The sequence below is a fragment of the Pseudomonas sp. DNDY-54 genome (assembly GCF_019880365.1).
Lineage (GTDB): Bacteria > Pseudomonadota > Gammaproteobacteria > Pseudomonadales > Pseudomonadaceae > Stutzerimonas > Stutzerimonas stutzeri_P.
In genome coordinates, this window is the sequence record NZ_CP082271.1 from 2,750,439 (window position 1) to 2,768,725 (window position 18,287).

An 18,287-nucleotide genomic window follows, 5' to 3' on the forward strand; every position below is an offset into this window, starting at 1 on the left:
TATGTTGTTATCACTCGAACCACGGGGCCAGCAGTCGCGCCCGATGCTCTGGCTCTCGCCGCTGCTCGCAGCGCTGCTGACACTGTTCAGCGGCGCGGTACTGTTCGCCGTATTGGGCCATCCGCCGTTGGAAACGCTGCGCGTGTTGCTCATCGATCCCGTCAGCGATCTCTACGGCCTGTCCGAATTGCTGGTCAAAGCCTTGCCTATTCTGCTCTGCGCTTTGGGCCTGGCGGTCGTCTACAACGCACGCATCTGGAACATCGGCGCCGAGGGGCAGCTACTGATCGGCGCCCTGGCCGGCAGCGCGCTGGCCGTGAATATCATCGACTGGGATTCACGCTGGGCGCTGGTGCTCACCCTTGCCGCGGGCACCTTGGGCGGTGCCGCCTGGGCCGGGTTGTGTGCCTGGTTACGCACTCAATTCAATGCCAACGAAATCCTTACCAGCATCATGCTCAACTACATCGCGCTGAACCTGCTGCTTTTTGGCGTGCACGGGCCGCTGAAAGATCCGGAGGGCTTCAACTTCCCCGAATCGGCGATGTTTGGCGACGCTACGCGCTTGCCCCAGCTGTTCGAGGACCTGCGTGTGCACGCCGGCTTTTACTTCGCGCTGCTGGCGCTGGTGGCGGTATGGGTACTGCTGCAGAAGAGCTTTCTGGGTTTTCAGATCAAGGTGCTCGGGCTCGACAAGCGCGCCGCCGGCTTTGTCGGCTTTCGCGAGAAACGCCTGGTTTGGATCGCCCTGCTGATCAGCGGTGCGCTCGCCGGACTGGCCGGCGTAGCCGAGGTGACCGGACCGATCGGCCAGCTGGTGCCGCAGGTCTCGCCCGGTTATGGCTACGCGGCCATCACCGTGGCATTCCTCGGCCGCCTCAACCCCATCGGTATCGTCTTTGCCAGCCTGCTGATGGCACTGCTCTACCTCGGCGGTGAGAACGCTCAGATGGCGGCCAACTTGCCCCAATCGATCACTCAGCTGTTTCAGGGCATGGTCCTGTTCTTTCTGCTGGCGTGCGATGTGCTGATTCTCTATCGCCCGCGGCTGAAGGGCTGGAGCCGCAAGGCACAGACCACACTGCTCAAGCCAGAGCCCATCGCATGATCTCCCTGCCCCACTCTTCTGATGGTTTGCCGCTTACAGCTCGAGGCTTGATCTGATGGATATCGACCTACTCACCAACATTTTCTACGCCATGATCCGCACCGGCACGCCGCTGCTGCTGGTGGCGCTCGGCGAACTGGTCTGCGAAAAGTCCGGCGTCCTCAATCTCGGTCAGGAAGGCATGATGCTGTTCGGCGCAGTGGCCGGCTTCATCGCCGCCTTCGCCACGGGCAACCTCTGGCTGGGCGTGGTGTTTGCCTGCCTGGGCGGCATGCTGCTGTCGCAGCTGTTCGCCCTGGTGGCGCTGGGCTTCAATGCCAATCAGGTAGCGACCGGACTGGCGCTGACCATCTTCGGCGTTGGCCTCTCGTCATTCATCGGCGCTGGCTGGGTTGGCAAGCCGCTCGCCGGCTTCGAGCCGATCGCTATCCCCTTTTTCAGCGAAATCCCGTTGATCGGTCGCATGCTGTTCGCTCAGGATCTGCTCGTTTACCTGTCTTTTGTTCTCTTCGCTCTGGTGGCCTGGGTGCTGCTGAGAAGCCGTGTCGGCCTGATCATTCAAGCGGTCGGCGAGAACCCAGACGCGGCCAGTGCCATGGGCCTGCCGGTGCTGCGGGTTCGAACCCTGGCCGTGCTGTTCGGCGGCGCCATGGCCGGGTTGGCGGGCGGTTACCTATCTCTCGCCTATACCCCGATGTGGGCCGAAAACATGACCGCAGGGCGTGGCTGGATCGCGTTGGCGCTGGTGGTCTTTGCCAGCTGGCGGGTGGGTCGTGTACTGCTCGGGGCCTACCTGTTTGGGCTGGCCAGCATTCTGCATCTGGTCGCCCAGGGTATCGGTTTGTCGATCCCCGGAAACCTGCTGGCGATGCTGCCTTACGTGGCGACCATCGTCGTGCTGGTGCTGTTGTCTCGCGATGCGATCCGCACCCGGCTTTACGCACCGGTGTCGCTGGGGCAGCCGTGGAAGGCAGGCCATTGACCGACGATCATGTGTCGCCGCCATTGGTGGGCTGAAGCCCACCCTACCGGCCACCAGCTCGACCCGTTTCGTAGGCTGGGCTTTAGCCCACCAAATCGATCCCTCATCCGCGAGCCGCAGGACTACTTCCGGACGGCCTGTCCGCAAGCGAGCACAGGCCGAACGTTCCCGCTCTTTTGGTGGGCTGAAGCCCACCCTACCGGCCACCAGTTCGGCCCGTTTCGTAGGGTGGGCTTTAGCCCACCGAATCGATCGCTCATCCACGAGCCGCACGACTACTTCGGGACGGTCAGTCCGGAAGCGAGCACAGACCGAAGGCCGCGGCCCTTTGGTGGGCTGAAGCCCACCCTACCGGCCACCAGCTCGACCCGTTCCGTAGGGTGGGCTTTAGCCCACCGAATCGCCCCCTCATCCGCGAGCCGCACGACCACTTCGGGACGGCCAGTCCGCAAGCGAGCACAGGCCGAAGGCCGCCGCCCTTTGGTGGGCTGAAGCCCACCCTACTAACTACCAGCTCGACCCGTTCCGTAGGGTGGGCTTTAGCCCACCGAATCGAGCCGTAACCTCCACGCTGAGATCTAGCCGAGTTCTTGAAGCTTGTCGGCTAGGCGACGCAACGCCGTTTCGGGACCTCCCGTGACCAGCGTTAGCGGCACACCTAACATCAGATTGAGAGGCAGGTCGAACGCCTCCAGGTGCAGGCCATCGCAATCGAAACCGGGTTGCCCGCAGAGCTGTGGATGCTGACGCTGCAGCCGCTCGGCGTAACTACCCTTCCCATCCAGATAGCCCACCACGGGCTTACCACGCGCAACGGCGTAGCCGACCTCGAAACTGGTACCGCTGTCCGGTTCGCCGCCCCGAAAGAAGTTCAGATCAGCCAGGACCGCATCGGCCCGATCGAGCAGCTCGAGATTGGCGCGGTAAATCCAGGCCGCCTGGTCGAGGGGCTGGGTAATGTGCTCGGGCACTTGCTTGTCCAGCGGGTACAGCCCGGTGAAACCCCATTTGGCACAGAGCGCCTTTAGTCGAGCACCGTGCTCAAGCGCGTCGGCTCGAAATACGTCCGGGCCGGCCAGGTAGATATGCGCGTTCATCGTCTCCCAATCGATCGTGGCTCGTTGCCCCCATGCAGGGCATCAGCAAAGTGAAAAAGGGCAAGCATCACGACGCGGGCCTTCGCACCACGCGCATTGCTCTCGCTTTCAACCAGGTCATTAACAGCCTGGTCGCGGCTATAGCCCAGAGCGGTACGCACTATACCGCGCGTGTCCGTCAGCACGACGATGCGATGGGCTAGTGCTCTCGATGAGGCGCAGTCACTCATTCCAGCAGCACGGCCGCGTTCCTGGCTGCACTGCGCTGAGGCAGGCAAGCAAGGCGTTGCACCTCGCCGGATCACCTGGACTCGCTCGACCCGCTGTAGCCCGTGCATTTCGCGGCGCTCACGGTATCTGTCCAGTTGGTCAGTTTTTTGCAATTCCTTCTGCAGCCACACGACGGTTATCGCAAAAAGACCATGCAGCCAGGAGCAACGCCATGCAAAAAAATACCAGGACAAACACCCTTCGCGGTCTCGCCGCAGCGATTGGGTTCGGCACCGTGCTTACCGCCGTTGCGGCCGATCCACTTAAGGTCGGCTTCGTTTACGTCGGCCCGATCGGCGACCATGGCTGGACTTACCAGCACGAGATGGGCCGTCAGTACCTGGAAAAAGAACTCGCTGGGCAGGTCGAAACGACATTCGTGGAAAACGTCGCCGAGGGGGCCGACGCCGAGCGGGTGATCCGTAACATGGCCAAAGGTGGTTATGACCTGATCTTCACCACCTCCTTCGGCTACATGAACCCGACGCTCAAGGTTGCCAAGCAGTTTCCCAACGTCACCTTCGAGCACGCGACCGGCTACAAGCAGGACAAGAACCTCGGTACCTACCTGTCGCGCTCTTATGAAGGGCGGTACGTAGGCGGGTTCCTTGCCGCGAAGATGACCAAGAGCAAGAAAGTCGGCTACATCGCCTCGTTCCCGATCCCTGAGGTCATCCGCGATATCAATGCCATCCAGTTGGCACTGAACACGTACAACCCGGGCACAGAAATCAAAGTCGTGTGGGTGAATTCCTGGTTCGACCCCGGGAAGGAAGCCGACGCGGCCAACGCACTGATCGACCAAGGCGTCGATGTGGTCTTCCAGCACACCGACAGCCCCGCACCGATACAGGCCGCCGAACGGCGCGGCGTGTACTCGGTGGGCTACGCGTCAGACATGGCTCACTTCGGTCCGAAGGCTGTCCTGACGTCCATCGTCAATGACTGGGGCCCGCACTACGCGAAGTCGGCTAAAGCGGTGAGCGACGGCAGTTGGGCGCCACAGGACTTCTGGGGAGGCCTGGCCGAAGAAACCATCAGCCTGCCGATCAGCGAACTCGTACCCGCGGAGGTGAAGCGCGAGGCGGAGCAGCTCATCGCGCGCATTCGTAGCGGTGAATTTCACCCGTTCACCGGCCCGATCAAGGACCAGAGCGGCACCGTGCGCATCACTGAAGGCGCCACGGCCAGCAACGGCGAACTGGCGTCGATGGACTACTACGTAAACGGCATCACGGCCGAGTTGCCGAAGTAGCCAGAGCAGCGAGATCAGTAACAAGAGCGTCAGGCGAACACCCGAGGCCATATCCGGGCGCGTCGCCTGGCGGCACACGTTTCATGCAACAGGTGCCAAGCGAGCCAAAACTCATGAATCAACTGCCCATCATCGACATCGCTCCGCTCTACGCCTCTGACGTAGATGGGTGTCACGAGGTTGCGCGACAGATAGACACCGCGTGCCGCGAGTGGGGGTTTTTCTACATTCGCAACCACCCGATCAGTCCTCACCGGATCAACCAGCTGAAGCAGGCTGCGGAGCAGTTCTTCGGTTTACCTGTCGAGCAAAAGCTGTTGATCGACATCACTCAGAGCTGGCATCACCGCGGTTACGGCGCGATTGCGACGGAACAGCTCGATCCAAGCAAGCCAAGCGATCTAAAGGAAACCTTCGACATGGGTTTCCATATGCCGCCCGACCATCCCGACGTGCTGGCCAACAAGCCGCTGCGCGGGCCCAATCGCCACCCCGATATTGACGGTTGGCAGACGCTGTTCGAGCAGCACTATCAGGACATGCACGCGCTCGCCTGCACGCTGTTGCGCGCGGTCGCCAATGCACTTGGCGTCGAGTCAGGATTTTTCGATCAGCGCTTCGTCGATCCGATCAGCGTGTTCCGCATGATTCACTATCCGCCACGCCAAACCGCCAACGATCCGGAGCAACAGGGTGCGGGCGCTCATACCGACTATGGCTGTATCACCCTGCTCTACCAGGACCAGGCGGGCGGGCTGCAAGTGCAGAACGTGCGAGGCGAATGGATTGATGCACCGCCGATCGACGGGACATTCGTGGTCAACATTGGCGACATGATGGCGCGCTGGAGTAACGACCGGTACAAGTCCACACCGCACCGCGTAGTTAGCCCGCTGGGCGTCGATCGGTACTCAATGCCGTTCTTCGCCGAGCCGCATCCCGACACGCTTATCCGCTGCCTGCCCGGCTGCAGCGACGAAGGCAATCCGCCCAAATACCCCGACACGACCTGTAGCACCTACATGCTCTCGCGTTTCGCCGAAACCTATGCGTACCGGCGGAAGGCATTGGCAACGGCCAACTGACGCAGCACGGCTGCAGGACGGTTGCGTTCATTTCGCTGCCCCGGCACACATCGCTGGCGGGCATACCGCCCGCCATGCGTTGCTGACCGCCTGTTACACCTCGGTGCGATGCGGTGTCTGGCGTACCGGCGCGCCATTGGCCACGTAATACGCCGCCGTGCTGCGCGGCAGTGGCTGGCGTCCCCGAATCCTGTCCGCGATCTTCTCGGCGATCATGATGGTCGTGGCGTTGAGGTTGCCGGTAATGATCTGCGGCATGATCGACGCATCGACCACCCGCAAGCCTTCCACCCCATGAACCCGACCTTGGCCGTCAACGACCGACATGTCGTCCGTCCCCATCTTGCAGGAGCAGGACGGGTGGTAGGCCGTCTCGGCATGCTCGCGCACAAACGCGTCCAGATCGGCATCGCTTTGCGCTTCAGCGCCGGGGCTCAGTTCCTTGCCCCGATAGGGATCGAGCGCGGGCTGGCCGATGATTTCTCGCGTCAGACGGATACCGTCGCGAAATTCCTGCCAGTCCTGTTCGTGGGACATGTAGTTGAAGAGAATGCTGGGATCGACCTTCGGGTCCGTCGAGCGGATCTGGATGCGCCCGCGGCTGGGTGAGCGCATTGAGCCCACGTGAGCCTGAAAGCTATGGCCGTCGTAGGCATTGCTGCCGTTGTAGCTGACCGCAACCGGAAGGAAGTGGAACTGAATGTTCGGCCACTCGAATTCGTCACGACTGCGGATGAAGCCACCGGCCTCGAACTGATTGCTGGCGCCAATGCCGGAGCCGAGAAACAACCACTCGGCACCGATCGCCGGCTGGTTCCACCACTTGAGCGCCGGATAGAGCGAAACCGGCTGTTTGCACTCGTACTGCAGGTACATCTCCAGATGATCCTGCAGGTTCTGGCCGACGCCTGGCAGATCATGAACAACCGGGATCCCAAGCCCTTTGAGCAATGCACCAGGGCCAACCCCGGAGCGCTGCAGTACCTGGGGCGACGCAATCGCCCCGCCGCAGAGCAGCACTTCACGGCGAGCGCGAGCGGTTGTCGGCTGCTCGCGACCCCGCAGGTAATTTACCCCCACTGCGCGTTTGTTCTCGAACAGAACACGGTCCGTCACGGCGTGGGTGACAATGGTCAGGTTCGTGCGCCCCTTTGCCTGATCCAGATAACCCCGCGCCGTGCTGGCGCGACGTCCATTGGAAGTGACGGTCCGATCCATCGGGCCGAACCCTTCCTGCTGATAGCCATTGAGATCTTCGGTTTTGGGGTAACCGGCTTGCACGCCCGCCTCGACCATCGCGTGAAACAACACATTGTTGCCCGGCTTGGGCGTGGTGACGCTGACCGGCCCGTCGCCGCCGTGGTAATCGTTGGAGCCTATATCACGGGTTTCCGCCTTGCGGAAGTACGGTAGGCAATCCAGGTAGCTCCAATCTTCAAGCCCAGGCATGGTCGCCCAGTTGTCGTAGTCCAGCGCATTGCCGCGGATGTAACACATGCCATTAATCAGTGATGAGCCGCCGAGTCCCTTGCCACGACCGCAGTCCATGCGGCGGTTGTTCATGTGCGGTTCCGGGTCGGTCTTGTAGGCCCAGTTGTACCGCGTGCCTTGCAGCGGATAGGCGAGCGCGGCGGGCATCTGGGTACGGAAATCCAGCCGGTAGTCAGGGCCACCGGCCTCAAGCAACAGAACGCTGACATCCGCGTCCTCGGTCAGGCGTGCGGCCAGGGTGTTTCCTGCCGACCCCGCGCCGATGATGATGTAGTCGTATTCCATGGTTCCTCCTTCGCGCGGACCGGCAACCTGGCACCGGCTCGCGTCTGTTCGGGCGGCTTAGAAAACCGAGGCGAATTCGCCCAGTTCCACCTGCACCGACTTCAAGCGGGTGTAATGCGCAAGCGAGGAGATACCGTTCTCACGGCCAATTCCGGATTGCTTGTAGCCGCCCACCGGCATTTGCGCCGCTGACTCGCCCCACGTGTTAATCCAGCAGATGCCCGCTTCCATCTGGTGGATGATGCGATGCGCCCGGACCAGGTCGCGTGTCACTACGCCAGCTGCGAGGCCAAAGTCACTGTCATTGGCGCGACGCACCGCCTCGTCTTCGTCGTCATAGGCGAGCAGGCTGAGCACCGGACCGAAGATTTCTTCGCGAGCGATGATCATGTCATCAGTGCAGTCGCTGAAAATGGTTGGTTCGATATACGCGCCGCGGCCGAAGTCGTCGCGGGTGACACGCTCACCGCCACACAGTAGCCGGGCGCCCTGCGCCTTGCCCTTGGCGATGTAGCCGAGCACGTTCTGCATATGGCCGAAGCTGACCATGGGCCCGAACGTTGTCTGCTCATCCTGCGGATCACCCATGCGGATGCGCTTGACGCGCTCGAGCAGCTTCGCCTCGAACGCGCCCAGCAGCGTGCGCGGCACGAATACGCGCGTGCCGTTGGTGCAGACCTGACCGGAGCTGAAGAAATTGGCCATAACGGCGATGTCAGCCGCGCGATCCAAGTCCGCATCCTCGCAGACGATGAGCGGAGATTTGCCACCCAGCTCCATGGTCACGTCCTTCAGCGATGAGCTGGCCGCGCTGGCCATGACCTTCTTGCCCGTGGATACGCCGCCGGTAAAGGACACCTTGGCGATACGTGGATGCTCGGTGAGCATGGCGCCTATCTCGGCACCTGCGCCGGTCAGCACGTTGAACACGCCCGCCGGCAGCCCCGCCTCCGTGAACAGTTCGGCGAGCTTGAGCGCGCTCAGCGAGGTCACTTCGCTGGGTTTGAAGATCATCGCGTTACCGGCCGCCAGCGCCGGCGCTGCCTTCCACAATGCAATCTGGATCGGGTAATTCCAGGCACCGATACCGGCCACTACACCGAGCGGCTCACGGCGGGTGTAGACAAAGCTGGTTTCGCGCAGCGGTATCTGCTCGCCCTCGATAGCCGGCGCCAGACCCGCATAATATTCGAGCACGTCGGCACCGGTGACGATGTCAACGCTGCGGGTTTCCATCAGCGGTTTGCCCGTGTCGAGCGTCTCCAGCATGGCCAACTCGTCGTTTCTCTCGCGCAGCAAATCGACCGCCTTGCGCATGACGCGGGAACGCTCCATGCCGGTCATAGACGCCCAGACCTTCTGGCCTTTTTCCGCACTGTTCACGGCGCGTTCGAGGTCGGCTCGGGTCGCCTGAGCGACTTCGGCGAGCACCTCGCCATTGGCCGGATTGACGCTCTCGAACACATCGCCACCGCTGGCATCGACGTAGGCGCCATCGATGTAAAGCTGTTGCCGGGGAAAACGGGCCATGATCTACCTCTTTTCGAATATCCGTGAGGCTCCGGCCTTATGGGCCGTGCCTGAGTGGGCGGGATACGGCGAACCGGTAAGTTCGCCGTGCCGAATCAGCTTGCGCCAGGGACGGTACCCGGTTCGGCGGTGCCGTCTGCCTGGGTCCCTTTCTCACGTTGCAGGTGCAGAAACTGCATGTGGTGCTCGTAGTGGTCGAGGATGTCTTCGATCAGCTGGCGCCTGGAGTAGCCCATCAGGTCATAGCCGAGGCTCCCCTGACGCAGATGCACTTCCAGACGGTAGTAGTGCGCGCTACTGCTCGATGTCCGTACCGCAAAGGACGGCATGGCGCTGCGCACGGGCCAGATCTGATAGGTGAAATCCTGCTCACTGCCGAGATTGACGTTGAATATCAGGTGCTCGTTGCCGGCCTCGCCCTCGATGATTTCAACCGGAACGCCTTTTTCGCCCAGCGCCTGGCGAATTTCTTCCATTGCCGGCTTACCGACCTCGCGCAGGTAGCGGCGAATCTGCGACAGGCTGGGGAAGCTCATGGCACGCGAGAGCCGCTGGCTCCAGTTCATGTGCGCGTGCTCCAGCGTCGCGCGACCGGACAGCTGGCCGGACAGGCTTTTCTGATAGCTGTCGGCCATAACCCCCTCAACGTGCAGCGCCTTGAACAAGCCGACCATCATGAACAGCAGAACGATGGAGAACGGCAGCCCCATGATCACCACGGTCCCCTGCAATGCCGTCAGTCCGCCCGCGATCAACAGCGCCAGGGTCAGCACGCCAATAATGGATGCCCAGAGAATGCGCATCCACACTGGGGCATCGCTGTTTACATCCTTGAGAATCGACGTGAAGTTGGACAGCACCAGGGAGCCCGAATCGCCTGATGTAACAAAGAAGACGATCGCCAGTATCGTCGCCACCGCTGTCGTCAGGCCTGCCCACGGCAGGCTCTGCAGGAACAGGTAGATGGACGAGCCGGGATTGCTGACGGCCTGTGCGCCGAGCTCGACCGCACCGTTCATGACCATGTCGATGGCGCTGTTACCCATGATCGACATCCAAGCCATCATGAAGGCCAGCGGCAGCAGCAAGGTGCCGACAACGAACTCGCGAATGGTACGACCGCGCGAGATACGCGCCAGGAACAGGCCAACGAAAGGCCCCCATGCGATCCACCAGGCCCAGAAGAAAACGGTCCATGCGTTCAACCAGTCGGTGGGCTGGTCGTAGGCGTAGGTATCGAACGACAGGCTGATGAAGTTGGAAAAATAATCGCCAATGTTCATCACCAGCGCGTTCAGCAGAAAGGTGGTCTTGCCTGCGAACAGCACGAACATCAGCAGCAACACAGCCAGCAGCATGTTGAATTCAGAGAGCCGGCGGATGCCACGCTCCACACCGGTCGCGGCGGAGATCGCCGAGAACACGACGATCAGCACCACGAGCACGGCCTGGGTCAAGGTCCCTTCTGGCACGCCAAAAATATAGTTCAGGCCGAAGTTCAGCTGGATGATACCGATGCCCAGGCTGGTCGCGATGCCAAACACCGTGCCCAGCACCGCGGCGGTGTCCACGGTGTGACCGATGGGGCCGTATATGGCCTTGCCGAAAATCGGGTAAAGCGCCGAGCGGATCGACAGAGGCAGACCCTGACGGAAGCTGAAATAGGCCAGCGACATACCGACCAACGTGTACACGCCCCAACCGGACAGGCCCCAGTGAAGAAATGTCAGCTCCATCGCGTGACGCGCCGCTTGGGCGGTGCCACCCACGCCGACCGGCGGCTCGAGAAACTGGGTAATGGGTTCCGCGATGCAGAAGAACAGCAGGTCGATGCCGATCCCCGCGGAAAACAGCATCGCCGCCCAGGTCACCACGTTGAATTCGGGTTTGGAATGATCGGGGCCTAGCCTGATTTTGCCGTAACGGCTAGTGGCGATGAACACCACGAACAGCAGGTACACCAGCACCGCAAGAAAGTAGAACCAGCCAAACGTATTGGATATCCAGCCCAGCACGGTGTTGATAATCGAAAGGGAGGACTCGCTGAATACGATGGTCCACACCGCGAACAGCACGATGGCGATTGCCGAGCTGTAAAAAACGGTAGGGTTGATGCGGTCTCGCGCTACGTCGGTATTGCCGGGTGAGAGCTCAGCCTCGTTCATCAGTTCTATCTCCGGAACTTGTTCTGGCTTTTCTGACATCGCAAAGCGATGGATTGCAGCAGGCTATGTTCACGACCACCGAAAAGGCGGAGCCGCGACGACCTGTTTGGACGGCTTCGCCTAGCGGCGCGCCGGGGTTACCGCTGCAGACGCAGGCGGATAATGTTTGGGAGGGAACAGCGGTTATTCAAAAAATAGCCTATCTCGGAAAAAAGGCGGCCATTCTACAGAACTCAGCGGCCTTGTGCTGACGCGATTGATTCGGGCGATTAACCCCTTGCCCCAATCCGATCGGCGTCATTCATTTCCAATCACGGACCTCACCGGCCGGAAGCCTAGGTCGCACAGCAGCAGGTAAGATGGCGACCCATCTAACAGACCAAAACGGCAAAGCATGTCTTATTCCGTTTCGCCTATCGGCTTCGTCCGCTCCTGTTTCAAGGAAAAGTTCGCCATTCCGCGCCAGCCGCAGCTGGCACCGGCGGCGCGGGGCGTCCTGGAATTGATTTCACCCTTCGATCAAGCGCATGCCCTCGAAGGTCTCGAGCAGGTCAGTCACGTCTGGTTGCTGTTTCTCTTTCATCAGGCGCTGGAAACCGAGCCACGCTTGCGCGTACGGCCACCGCGCCTGGGTGGAAACCGCATGGTTGGCGTCTTTGCGACGCGTTCGACGCACCGGCCCAATGGCATCGGCCAATCGGTGGTCAGGCTCGAGCGGATCGAGCCCGGCCGATTGCATTTATCTGGAATCGACCTGCTGGATGGCACCCCGGTACTCGATATCAAGCCCTACGTCCCCTACGCCGATGCCATTGCCGACGCGCATAACGATCTGGCTAGCGACGCACCCGCGCTCATCACCGTGAGCTGGACCGATGAAAGTCTGCAACAGGCCCGTAGCGAAGGATTGCGGCTCGGTGAGCCGCTGCAGGCGCTGATCGAACAGTGCCTGGCGCAGGACCCGCGACCGGCCTATCAGACCCCGACACCGGAGCGCCGCTACGGGACCCGCCTATGGGATGTGGACGTGCGGTGGCACTATCCCGACCCAACGTCCATAACCGTCGTGGAAGTGTTGCGCGTACAGCCCTAGGCTGCCGAATGCGGGTCGATCTCGGCCGACCATGTTGCGTCTGCAGGCCTCTGCGCCAACCTAGATATGAGTGTGACCTGGTCAAACGAATCGCAAGGCCGCGAACTGGCCGAGGCCTCAGTGCGGCAGATGGCGTTCAACTGGCGTGTCAATGCTGACTGGACGTGGCGCAACGGCGATCCCTTTGGGCTGCCAGGCGCGCAGCCGGCCGAGGGCTACTGGCGAGCAGGGGTCAGCAGCAGCCGCTGGGTGCCGTAGACCTTGTCGAGGTTCTCCGTTTTGAATGGAAAGCTCATATAGCCGCCTTTCAACCAGGCGTCGATCCCGTCCGCGTAGTGCGGACTGGCTGGGTTACCAGACTGGCCAGAACTGTTGAGCCCTATCATCGGCTCGTCACGCCCAAAGTCCACGATGATGCGCATCGCCGGAATAAGCCACGTATCGAAATTGTCGCCCCAACGATAGGCCGACACATTCAGAGTGCTGTGATCGCCGCCCGCCGCATACGGCCCGCGGTCGAGATAATCGCTGATGGCCTTGATACCGGTACGCTGGCTGGCTGACATGTAGGGGGCCAGCTGCGTCGTGCCTGTTTGCCAGGTATAGGTGTGCAGTTTCCCCCACTGCCAGGCGCTGCGATCAGCTCCTTGCGCGCCTTCCATACGACTGATCGCGGCCGCGAGTGAGCGCGCCAGAATAGCGGGCTTGTCTTCCTGGCGGGGTGTGCTCAGATCGTTCCAGAACGGACTGTCGTCGCGGCCCAACAAGTGGTCTGCCTGCGCCGAGTAAGAGGCATTAGCCGTTTCTACCAGCGCTTTCCACGCAGCGCTGTCATCCGGCCCTAGCTCGTCGAGAAAGGTCTGACGTGCCGACTCCATCAGAAACGCTTCGTAGAGCGCCGCCTCCCCTGAATCTGGGGCGAGCTTGCCATCGAAACTCAGCAGTGTCGAAAGCGCCTCGCGTGCCCTGCCCCGCTCAGGCTCGCCGAGCGCATCGATTGCGGCTTTCAGCGGCTCAGCCATTCCCGGCGCCTGCAGCATGGTCTGCAGCTTGGCGGCGAAGGTCGTGGTCTGATCGTATTGCATCGCGATGACGGTGCGGCTGTCCTGCTTACCCTGAGCAAGCAGCTCCGCAATTCGCTCGGCGCGCTCCGGGTAGTACCACGAATTGGATAATTGCATGCCGTAGCCCTTGGGCACGGTGCGCTGGTTGGCCGTCGCCAGCCAACCCTGGACCGGGTCCTGATCATAGGGATGCAGCATTGGGTCGGCGAATCCGTCCCAGTCATAGCGCCCGTCCCAGCCTGGCGAGGGCACCAGACCCACCCCTTCACGGCGATTCGGGTAACGCCCGGTCACTTGCCAACCGGTACTCTGCTCGTCGGCGAACACGATGTTGAGCGCCGCGGCCCGGATATCACGCGTCGCCTCGAACGCCTGATCCACCGATTGCGCGCGAGTCAGGTCAAAGAACGCATCCAGGGTCTGATCGGACTCCCAGTGCGTCGCCTTAAGCGCGAGGCCATAACCGCTGCTTAGTTGCAACGGCTGCAAGGGATGTTTGCGTTCACCTAGCACGCTGTTTAGCAGCGGACCGTTTTGGGTCTCGTAAATAGTTTCGCGAATCGGCCGTTCGCCTTTGACGATGAAGGTCTCGTGACGCTCTCGCGCCGGCAGCCACTTGCCATCAGCAAGATATAACAGGCGTCCGCCCTCACGACGAACCTGCTCTAGAAACAGGTCCTGGGTATCGCCCATGACCATGGTCATGCCCCAGCCTAGCTTTCCGTTGAAACCCGCCACTACCGCAGGCACTCCGGCGATCGTGACGCCAGCGGCCTGAAACTTGGGAGAGCGAATCTGCACGAAATTCCAATACGAGGGCATCGATAATGGTAGGTGCGTATCGTTGGCCATCAATGGCTTGCCACTGCGAGTATGGCTGCCCGAAATCGCCCAGTTGTTGGAGGCGGCAACCCCCAGCATATTCAGCGAAGCCACCTGCGAAGCCGCACTGTCAAGCGCGGCCAGCCCTGGTATCTGGCCGCTCAGCTTCAGCGCTTTCAGCTTGTCCGCCTCCCCGAACGGCAGTGGCTCGTCAGGATAAGTGGGAAGCAACCAGGCGAGCTTGTCGCTACCCACTCTCCGCGCCATGACCAGTGAGGCAATTTCTTCCTGAAGATTGACGGCCAGACCGAAATTCAGCAGACAGAACACCAGCACCGAATCTTCAGCCTTCCAGTACTCGGGCGTATAACCGGCAGCAGCCAGATCCATCGGTAACTTGTCGAGATGGCGGAACACATACGCATTGACGCCCCGTGCATACACCTCGAAGAAACGTTTCATCCGCGGCGAGCTTTCCCGATAGAGCACCGCAGCGCTTTGCCGGAGATTCGCAGCACGCATGAATCGGTCGATCTCCAGCACACCCGGCCCAGCCATTTCGGCCAGGCGTCCTTCGGCCATGAGACGCAAGCTGATCATCTGACTCAAACGATCGGTGGCATGTACGTAACCCAGACCGAACAACGCATCGTGAAACGTCGCCGTCTCGATCAGAGGCATCCCCAGCGGGTTGCGCCGAATGCTGACACTCTTGTCTAAACCAGTGATCGCCTGAACACCTCTTTCTGGCGGCAAGCTGTCGCTGTAGCGACTGTCCAGATAGGCCTGACAACCGCCGAGGCTGACGGCCCCTAACGCTGCACCTAACGTCAGGCGAACCAGAACAAACGGCAGACGCAGTGACATCAACGGCTCCTTACAGACAGGGCAGTACGGAAGAGAGAATAGAGGGCACGAGGCGCAATGCCGTCGCGTTCAAGCAGCTTGGCGACTCTTAGGCAGTACTTCGTCCAGCAGCCAGCGAGCGGAACGACGTGCCTCAGCCTTATGCTGGAGTTCCAGCGCACTGAAATTCGCCTCGTGTCGGCGCCGCTCGGTTTTGTCGAGGGCCTTCCAGGCAGCATGCGTCGGCACCTGCTCGGTCGCTTCGAAGAGCACCTGGAACACCTGGCAGCGCGGATCCTGGCCAAGGTTCGAGTCGTAATTGTCCAGCAGAACCTTGATCCGAATTGCGCCTTCGATCAGGGGCACCTGCTCCTCGAGCAGGCTGCCCGCGAGCACACGCAAATCCGCCGCGAGCGCTGCATGCTGCTTCGCTTGCATCTCGGCAAGTTGTTGCTCTCTGCGCCAGACCCTGCGCCATAAATGCCAGGCATACCCGGCCAATGCCGCAACGAGCAGCACCCCGGAAACCAGCAGCGCAGTGGTGGTAGGCGTCATGTACGGATCAGGCTCCGTGGCATTTCTTGAATTTCTTCTGACTGCCGCACGGGCATGGATCGTTGCGACCTACATCCTTCAGCGGATTACGCACCGGATCATGCGAATGGTTGCAGTGCGGGCCATGGACATGACCATCATGCGCGTGGTCATGATCATGGTCGTGATTGCAGTCGGGACCGTGCACGTGAGTTTCATGGTTCATCGGTGTTGCTACTCCGGGATAAAGTTGCCGGGGATTATCTCGCCATTGGTGGAGATGTGCACGCGCCGACCGAGCAATAGACCCGTTTTCAACTCACCATCCAGACGATAGGCAATGGGCCGATCCGGCTTTTCCAGCAGCCGCACGATGTACTTCATGTGTCGCCAGAGATTGGTATGAATCGGCACTTCATAATAATCGAAGCCATGTGCAGGCACGGTCGTCCAGCCACTGGACTCACCGCTGGCCAGTTCGATGTCGTTAAGGTGAACGGTATAGACAAGGCCGCGAACGGGAAGGCTATTTTCGTTCGGATTGTCGATGCGAAAGCGCAACATGAACTGCTGCTCTAGGAGTCTCGCCTTGATGATTTCGACATCGGTCAGCCGAACCTCAGGGTCTTGAAAGTCACTACTGAACCAGGTCGAACACCCTACCAGGCCGGACAGCAGTCCCAGGAAAACCACTGCTCTCGATATTCTTCTTATAGGTGCGTGGCAAAGCATTCCGGTACTCCAAAGGACGGCCAAGTGTAGCAAGCGCCGAATTGCCTGCAATGGGTTGTTTGGCGAAATTAGCACGTACCTGCTACGTCTTTGCTACCGCTCTTGTTCTGACAGCTTTTCGTTGTTAAAGCGCAGCCGCGCCTGGCGACGCGGCTATCGTCCTACTGTCCTATGCGATCAACTGGCAAGCGCGCGGGCCAGCACCGCTCGGGTTTTGACGATCCCGTCCGCCAGCGCTGCCTCGATCTCCGCCATCGTGATGATGCCGGAGGTTTTCCCGGCGGCTGGATTTACCACCAGCGCAAGACAGGCATACGGCAATTCAAGTTCGCGAGCGAGGCACGCCTCGGGCATACCAGTCATACCAACGATATCGCAGCCATCACGCTCCATCCTGGCGATTTCCGCAACCGTTTCCAGTCGTGGTCCTTGCGTGCAGCCATAAACGCCGTGACTGCTGAACAGATAACCCTCGGCTGCGAGCCCGGCAATCAGACGTTGTCGCAATGATTCGTCATAGGGGTAACTGAAGTCGACGTGGGTGACATGCTCGATATCGCCTTCAAAAAAGGTGTGCTCGCGGCCATAGGTGTAATCGATAAGCTGATGCGGCACACACAGGTGACCGGCGCCCATTGCCGAATGGATACCACCCACCGCGTTCACGGCGATCACCGCCTGTGCGCCGGACTGCTTCAGCGCCCATAGATTGGCGCGATAGTTCACCTGATGCGGCGGTATGCGGTGCGGGTGACCGTGTCGGGCAAGAAACAACACCTCTCGGCCCGCATAGGTGCCGCGCAGAATATCTGCCGACGGCCGGCCATAGGGCGTTTCCATCGGCACTGCTTCATCCAGGCTGAGCCCAGGCAGCTCCGTAAGGCCGGTGCCGCCGATAATGGCGTGGACAGTCATCTTGGTTTCCCTGGTCAAACGATCAATTCGGCGGCTTTGAGCGCGGCGATGGACGTGCGCCAACGTGGGTCCTGCTTGTATTCCAGCGAACCGAATACGCGGCTTCGCATCGTGGCAAGTGCTGGTGAAGGCCGCGTGTCGAGGCGTTGAAGCGCCGACAGTGCCAATTCGGCGGCACCCCTGTCATTGCAGACAAGCCCCATGTCGCAGCCAGCGGACAGCGCCGCCTCGATACGGGACGCTGCGTCACCGGCGACATGCGCACCAGCCATCGACAGGTCGTCGCTGAAGATCACGCCGTTGAAACCCAACTCGGTACGCAATATATCCTGCAGCCAGCGCGACGAAAAACCGGCGGGTTTGTCATCCACTTGGGGATAGATGACATGCGCAGGCATTACGGCATCGAGTTCGCCTGCAAGCCGCTGGAATGGGATCAGGTCGCACCCACGCAGCGCGTCCAATCCACGTTCATCGACCGGAATGGCAACATGAGAGTCGGCTTCCGCCCAGCCGTGACCCGGGAAGTGCTTGCCGGTCGCAGCCATTCCGGCGCTGTGCATACCACTGATAAAAGCGCCTGCCAGTTCGGTCGCACGTAGCGGATCACCTTCAAACGCACGAGAGCCGACGACCGCGCTGCGCTGATAATCAAGGTCGAGCACGGGCGCAAAGCTAAAATCCAGTCCCACCGCTAGCACTTCAGTGGCCATTACCCAACCACACATTTCTGCCAGCGCCTTTGCGTTCGCCCGTGACGCGAGCTCCCGCATCGCGGGCAGGCGGATGAAATCACGGCGCAGCCGCTGGACGCGTCCGCCCTCTTGATCGACTGCCAGCAAGAGGTCAGGGCGTAACGCCCGAATGGATCGACAGAGTGCCTGCACCTGAAGTGGGTGCTCGATGTTGCGGGCAAACAGGATGAGCCCCCCCACTTCCGGCTGCCGCAGCAACTGACGATCCTCGGCGGAGAGCCAGGTGCCGGCAATGTCCAGCATCAATGAACCTTGCAT

General features: G+C 60.9%; 16 protein-coding genes. 6 read left to right on the forward strand and 10 right to left on the reverse strand.

Features of this window, described 5'->3' with window-relative positions:
• Nucleotide 1: 1 nt before the first annotated feature.
• Entirely contained in the window at nt 2-1,108 is a 1,107-nt protein-coding gene (locus K4O48_RS12655) for an ABC transporter permease (protein WP_222908694.1), read from the forward strand.
• Nucleotides 1,109-1,163: 55 nt separating this feature from the next.
• Nucleotides 1,164-2,090: an ABC transporter permease gene (locus tag K4O48_RS12660; protein ID WP_222908695.1), complete on the forward strand. Its 927-nt coding sequence runs from the start codon at nt 1,164-1,166 to the stop codon at nt 2,088-2,090.
• A gap of 578 nt (nt 2,091-2,668) precedes the next feature.
• Here the strand turns inward: K4O48_RS12660 and K4O48_RS12665 are convergent.
• Entirely contained in the window at nt 2,669-3,187 is a 519-nt protein-coding gene (locus tag K4O48_RS12665) for a nucleoside 2-deoxyribosyltransferase (RefSeq protein ID WP_222908696.1), read from the reverse strand.
• A gap of 32 nt (nt 3,188-3,219) precedes the next feature.
• Between K4O48_RS12665 and K4O48_RS12670 the strand changes: the two genes are divergently transcribed.
• The 3 genes from K4O48_RS12670 (at nt 3,220) to K4O48_RS12680 (ending at nt 5,797) form a co-directional block, all read left to right on the forward strand.
• A complete protein-coding gene (locus K4O48_RS12670) occupies nt 3,220-3,390 on the forward strand; it encodes a hypothetical protein (protein WP_222908697.1) in 171 nt (56 codons plus the stop codon).
• Between the two features lie 239 nt (nt 3,391-3,629).
• Nucleotides 3,630-4,712: a BMP family ABC transporter substrate-binding protein gene (locus K4O48_RS12675; RefSeq protein WP_222908698.1), complete on the forward strand. Its 1,083-nt coding sequence runs from the start codon at nt 3,630-3,632 to the stop codon at nt 4,710-4,712.
• 113 nt (nt 4,713-4,825) lie between these two features.
• Complete coding sequence (locus K4O48_RS12680; protein WP_222908699.1) at nt 4,826-5,797, forward strand: 2-oxoglutarate and iron-dependent oxygenase domain-containing protein; 972 nt, start codon at nt 4,826-4,828, stop codon at nt 5,795-5,797.
• A 93-nt stretch (nt 5,798-5,890) separates the two neighbouring features.
• On the opposite strand, the gene betA is transcribed toward K4O48_RS12680, so the two are convergent.
• The 3 genes from betA to K4O48_RS12695 form a co-directional block, all read right to left on the reverse strand.
• Nucleotides 5,891-7,573 carry a choline dehydrogenase gene (gene betA / locus K4O48_RS12685; RefSeq protein ID WP_222908700.1) on the reverse strand — a complete coding sequence of 561 codons (1,683 nt, stop codon included), beginning with the start codon at nt 7,571-7,573 and terminating at the stop codon, nt 5,891-5,893.
• Nucleotides 7,574-7,630: 57 nt separating this feature from the next.
• Complete coding sequence (gene betB / locus K4O48_RS12690; protein WP_222908701.1) at nt 7,631-9,103, reverse strand: betaine-aldehyde dehydrogenase; 1,473 nt, start codon at nt 9,101-9,103, stop codon at nt 7,631-7,633.
• Nucleotides 9,104-9,198: 95 nt separating this feature from the next.
• Nucleotides 9,199-11,268: a choline transporter gene (locus K4O48_RS12695; protein WP_222908702.1), complete on the reverse strand. Its 2,070-nt coding sequence runs from the start codon at nt 11,266-11,268 to the stop codon at nt 9,199-9,201.
• Between the two features lie 394 nt (nt 11,269-11,662).
• Here K4O48_RS12695 and tsaA point away from each other — a divergent pair, with 394 nt between their 5' ends.
• Nucleotides 11,663-12,361: a tRNA (N6-threonylcarbamoyladenosine(37)-N6)-methyltransferase TrmO gene (gene tsaA, locus K4O48_RS12700; RefSeq protein WP_222908703.1), complete on the forward strand. Its 699-nt coding sequence runs from the start codon at nt 11,663-11,665 to the stop codon at nt 12,359-12,361.
• Between the two features lie 215 nt (nt 12,362-12,576).
• Here tsaA and K4O48_RS12705 read toward each other — a convergent pair whose 3' ends face one another.
• The 6 genes from K4O48_RS12705 to nagZ all read right to left on the reverse strand — a co-directional run bounded on the left by K4O48_RS12705 (nt 12,577) and on the right by nagZ (nt 18,287).
• Nucleotides 12,577-15,114: a penicillin acylase family protein gene (locus tag K4O48_RS12705; RefSeq protein ID WP_222908704.1), complete on the reverse strand. Its 2,538-nt coding sequence runs from the start codon at nt 15,112-15,114 to the stop codon at nt 12,577-12,579.
• Between the two features lie 69 nt (nt 15,115-15,183).
• Nucleotides 15,184-15,648 carry a DUF2489 domain-containing protein gene (locus K4O48_RS12710; RefSeq protein WP_222908705.1) on the reverse strand — a complete coding sequence of 155 codons (465 nt, stop codon included), beginning with the start codon at nt 15,646-15,648 and terminating at the stop codon, nt 15,184-15,186.
• Between the two features lie 7 nt (nt 15,649-15,655).
• On the reverse strand, nt 15,656-15,853 hold the full coding sequence (locus tag K4O48_RS12715; RefSeq protein ID WP_222908706.1) for an SEC-C metal-binding domain-containing protein: 198 nt from the start codon (nt 15,851-15,853) through the stop codon (nt 15,656-15,658).
• A gap of 8 nt (nt 15,854-15,861) precedes the next feature.
• Nucleotides 15,862-16,359 carry an LEA type 2 family protein gene (locus tag K4O48_RS12720; protein ID WP_222908707.1) on the reverse strand — a complete coding sequence of 166 codons (498 nt, stop codon included), beginning with the start codon at nt 16,357-16,359 and terminating at the stop codon, nt 15,862-15,864.
• A 177-nt stretch (nt 16,360-16,536) separates the two neighbouring features.
• Complete coding sequence (locus K4O48_RS12725) at nt 16,537-17,274, reverse strand: S-methyl-5'-thioinosine phosphorylase (protein ID WP_222908708.1); 738 nt, start codon at nt 17,272-17,274, stop codon at nt 16,537-16,539.
• Nucleotides 17,275-17,288: 14 nt separating this feature from the next.
• Nucleotides 17,289-18,287, reverse strand: a complete 999-nt coding sequence (gene nagZ / locus K4O48_RS12730; protein ID WP_222908709.1) for a beta-N-acetylhexosaminidase — start codon at nt 18,285-18,287, stop codon at nt 17,289-17,291.

Bases quoted from the DNA above. Each gene is read 5' to 3' on its own strand.
- K4O48_RS12655 (WP_222908694.1), top strand. From the start codon at position 2: ATGTTGTTATCACTCGAACCACGGGGCCAGCAGTCGCGCCCGATGCTC.
- K4O48_RS12660 (WP_222908695.1), top strand. From the start codon at position 1,164: ATGGATATCGACCTACTCACCAACATTTTCTACGCCATGATCCGCACC.
- K4O48_RS12665 (WP_222908696.1), bottom strand. From the start codon at position 3,187: ATGAACGCGCATATCTACCTGGCCGGCCCGGACGTATTTCGAGCCGAC.
- K4O48_RS12670 (WP_222908697.1), top strand. From the start codon at position 3,220: ATGCAGGGCATCAGCAAAGTGAAAAAGGGCAAGCATCACGACGCGGGC.
- K4O48_RS12675 (WP_222908698.1), top strand. From the start codon at position 3,630: ATGCAAAAAAATACCAGGACAAACACCCTTCGCGGTCTCGCCGCAGCG.
- K4O48_RS12680 (WP_222908699.1), top strand. From the start codon at position 4,826: ATGAATCAACTGCCCATCATCGACATCGCTCCGCTCTACGCCTCTGAC.
- betA (WP_222908700.1), bottom strand. From the start codon at position 7,573: ATGGAATACGACTACATCATCATCGGCGCGGGGTCGGCAGGAAACACC.
- betB (WP_222908701.1), bottom strand. From the start codon at position 9,103: ATGGCCCGTTTTCCCCGGCAACAGCTTTACATCGATGGCGCCTACGTC.
- K4O48_RS12695 (WP_222908702.1), bottom strand. From the start codon at position 11,268: ATGAACGAGGCTGAGCTCTCACCCGGCAATACCGACGTAGCGCGAGAC.
- tsaA (WP_222908703.1), top strand. From the start codon at position 11,663: ATGTCTTATTCCGTTTCGCCTATCGGCTTCGTCCGCTCCTGTTTCAAG.
- K4O48_RS12705 (WP_222908704.1), bottom strand. From the start codon at position 15,114: ATGTCACTGCGTCTGCCGTTTGTTCTGGTTCGCCTGACGTTAGGTGCA.
- K4O48_RS12710 (WP_222908705.1), bottom strand. From the start codon at position 15,648: ATGACGCCTACCACCACTGCGCTGCTGGTTTCCGGGGTGCTGCTCGTT.
- K4O48_RS12715 (WP_222908706.1), bottom strand. From the start codon at position 15,853: ATGAACCATGAAACTCACGTGCACGGTCCCGACTGCAATCACGACCAT.
- K4O48_RS12720 (WP_222908707.1), bottom strand. From the start codon at position 16,359: ATGCTTTGCCACGCACCTATAAGAAGAATATCGAGAGCAGTGGTTTTC.
- K4O48_RS12725 (WP_222908708.1), bottom strand. From the start codon at position 17,274: ATGACTGTCCACGCCATTATCGGCGGCACCGGCCTTACGGAGCTGCCT.
- nagZ (WP_222908709.1), bottom strand. From the start codon at position 18,287: ATGCAAGGTTCATTGATGCTGGACATTGCCGGCACCTGGCTCTCCGCC.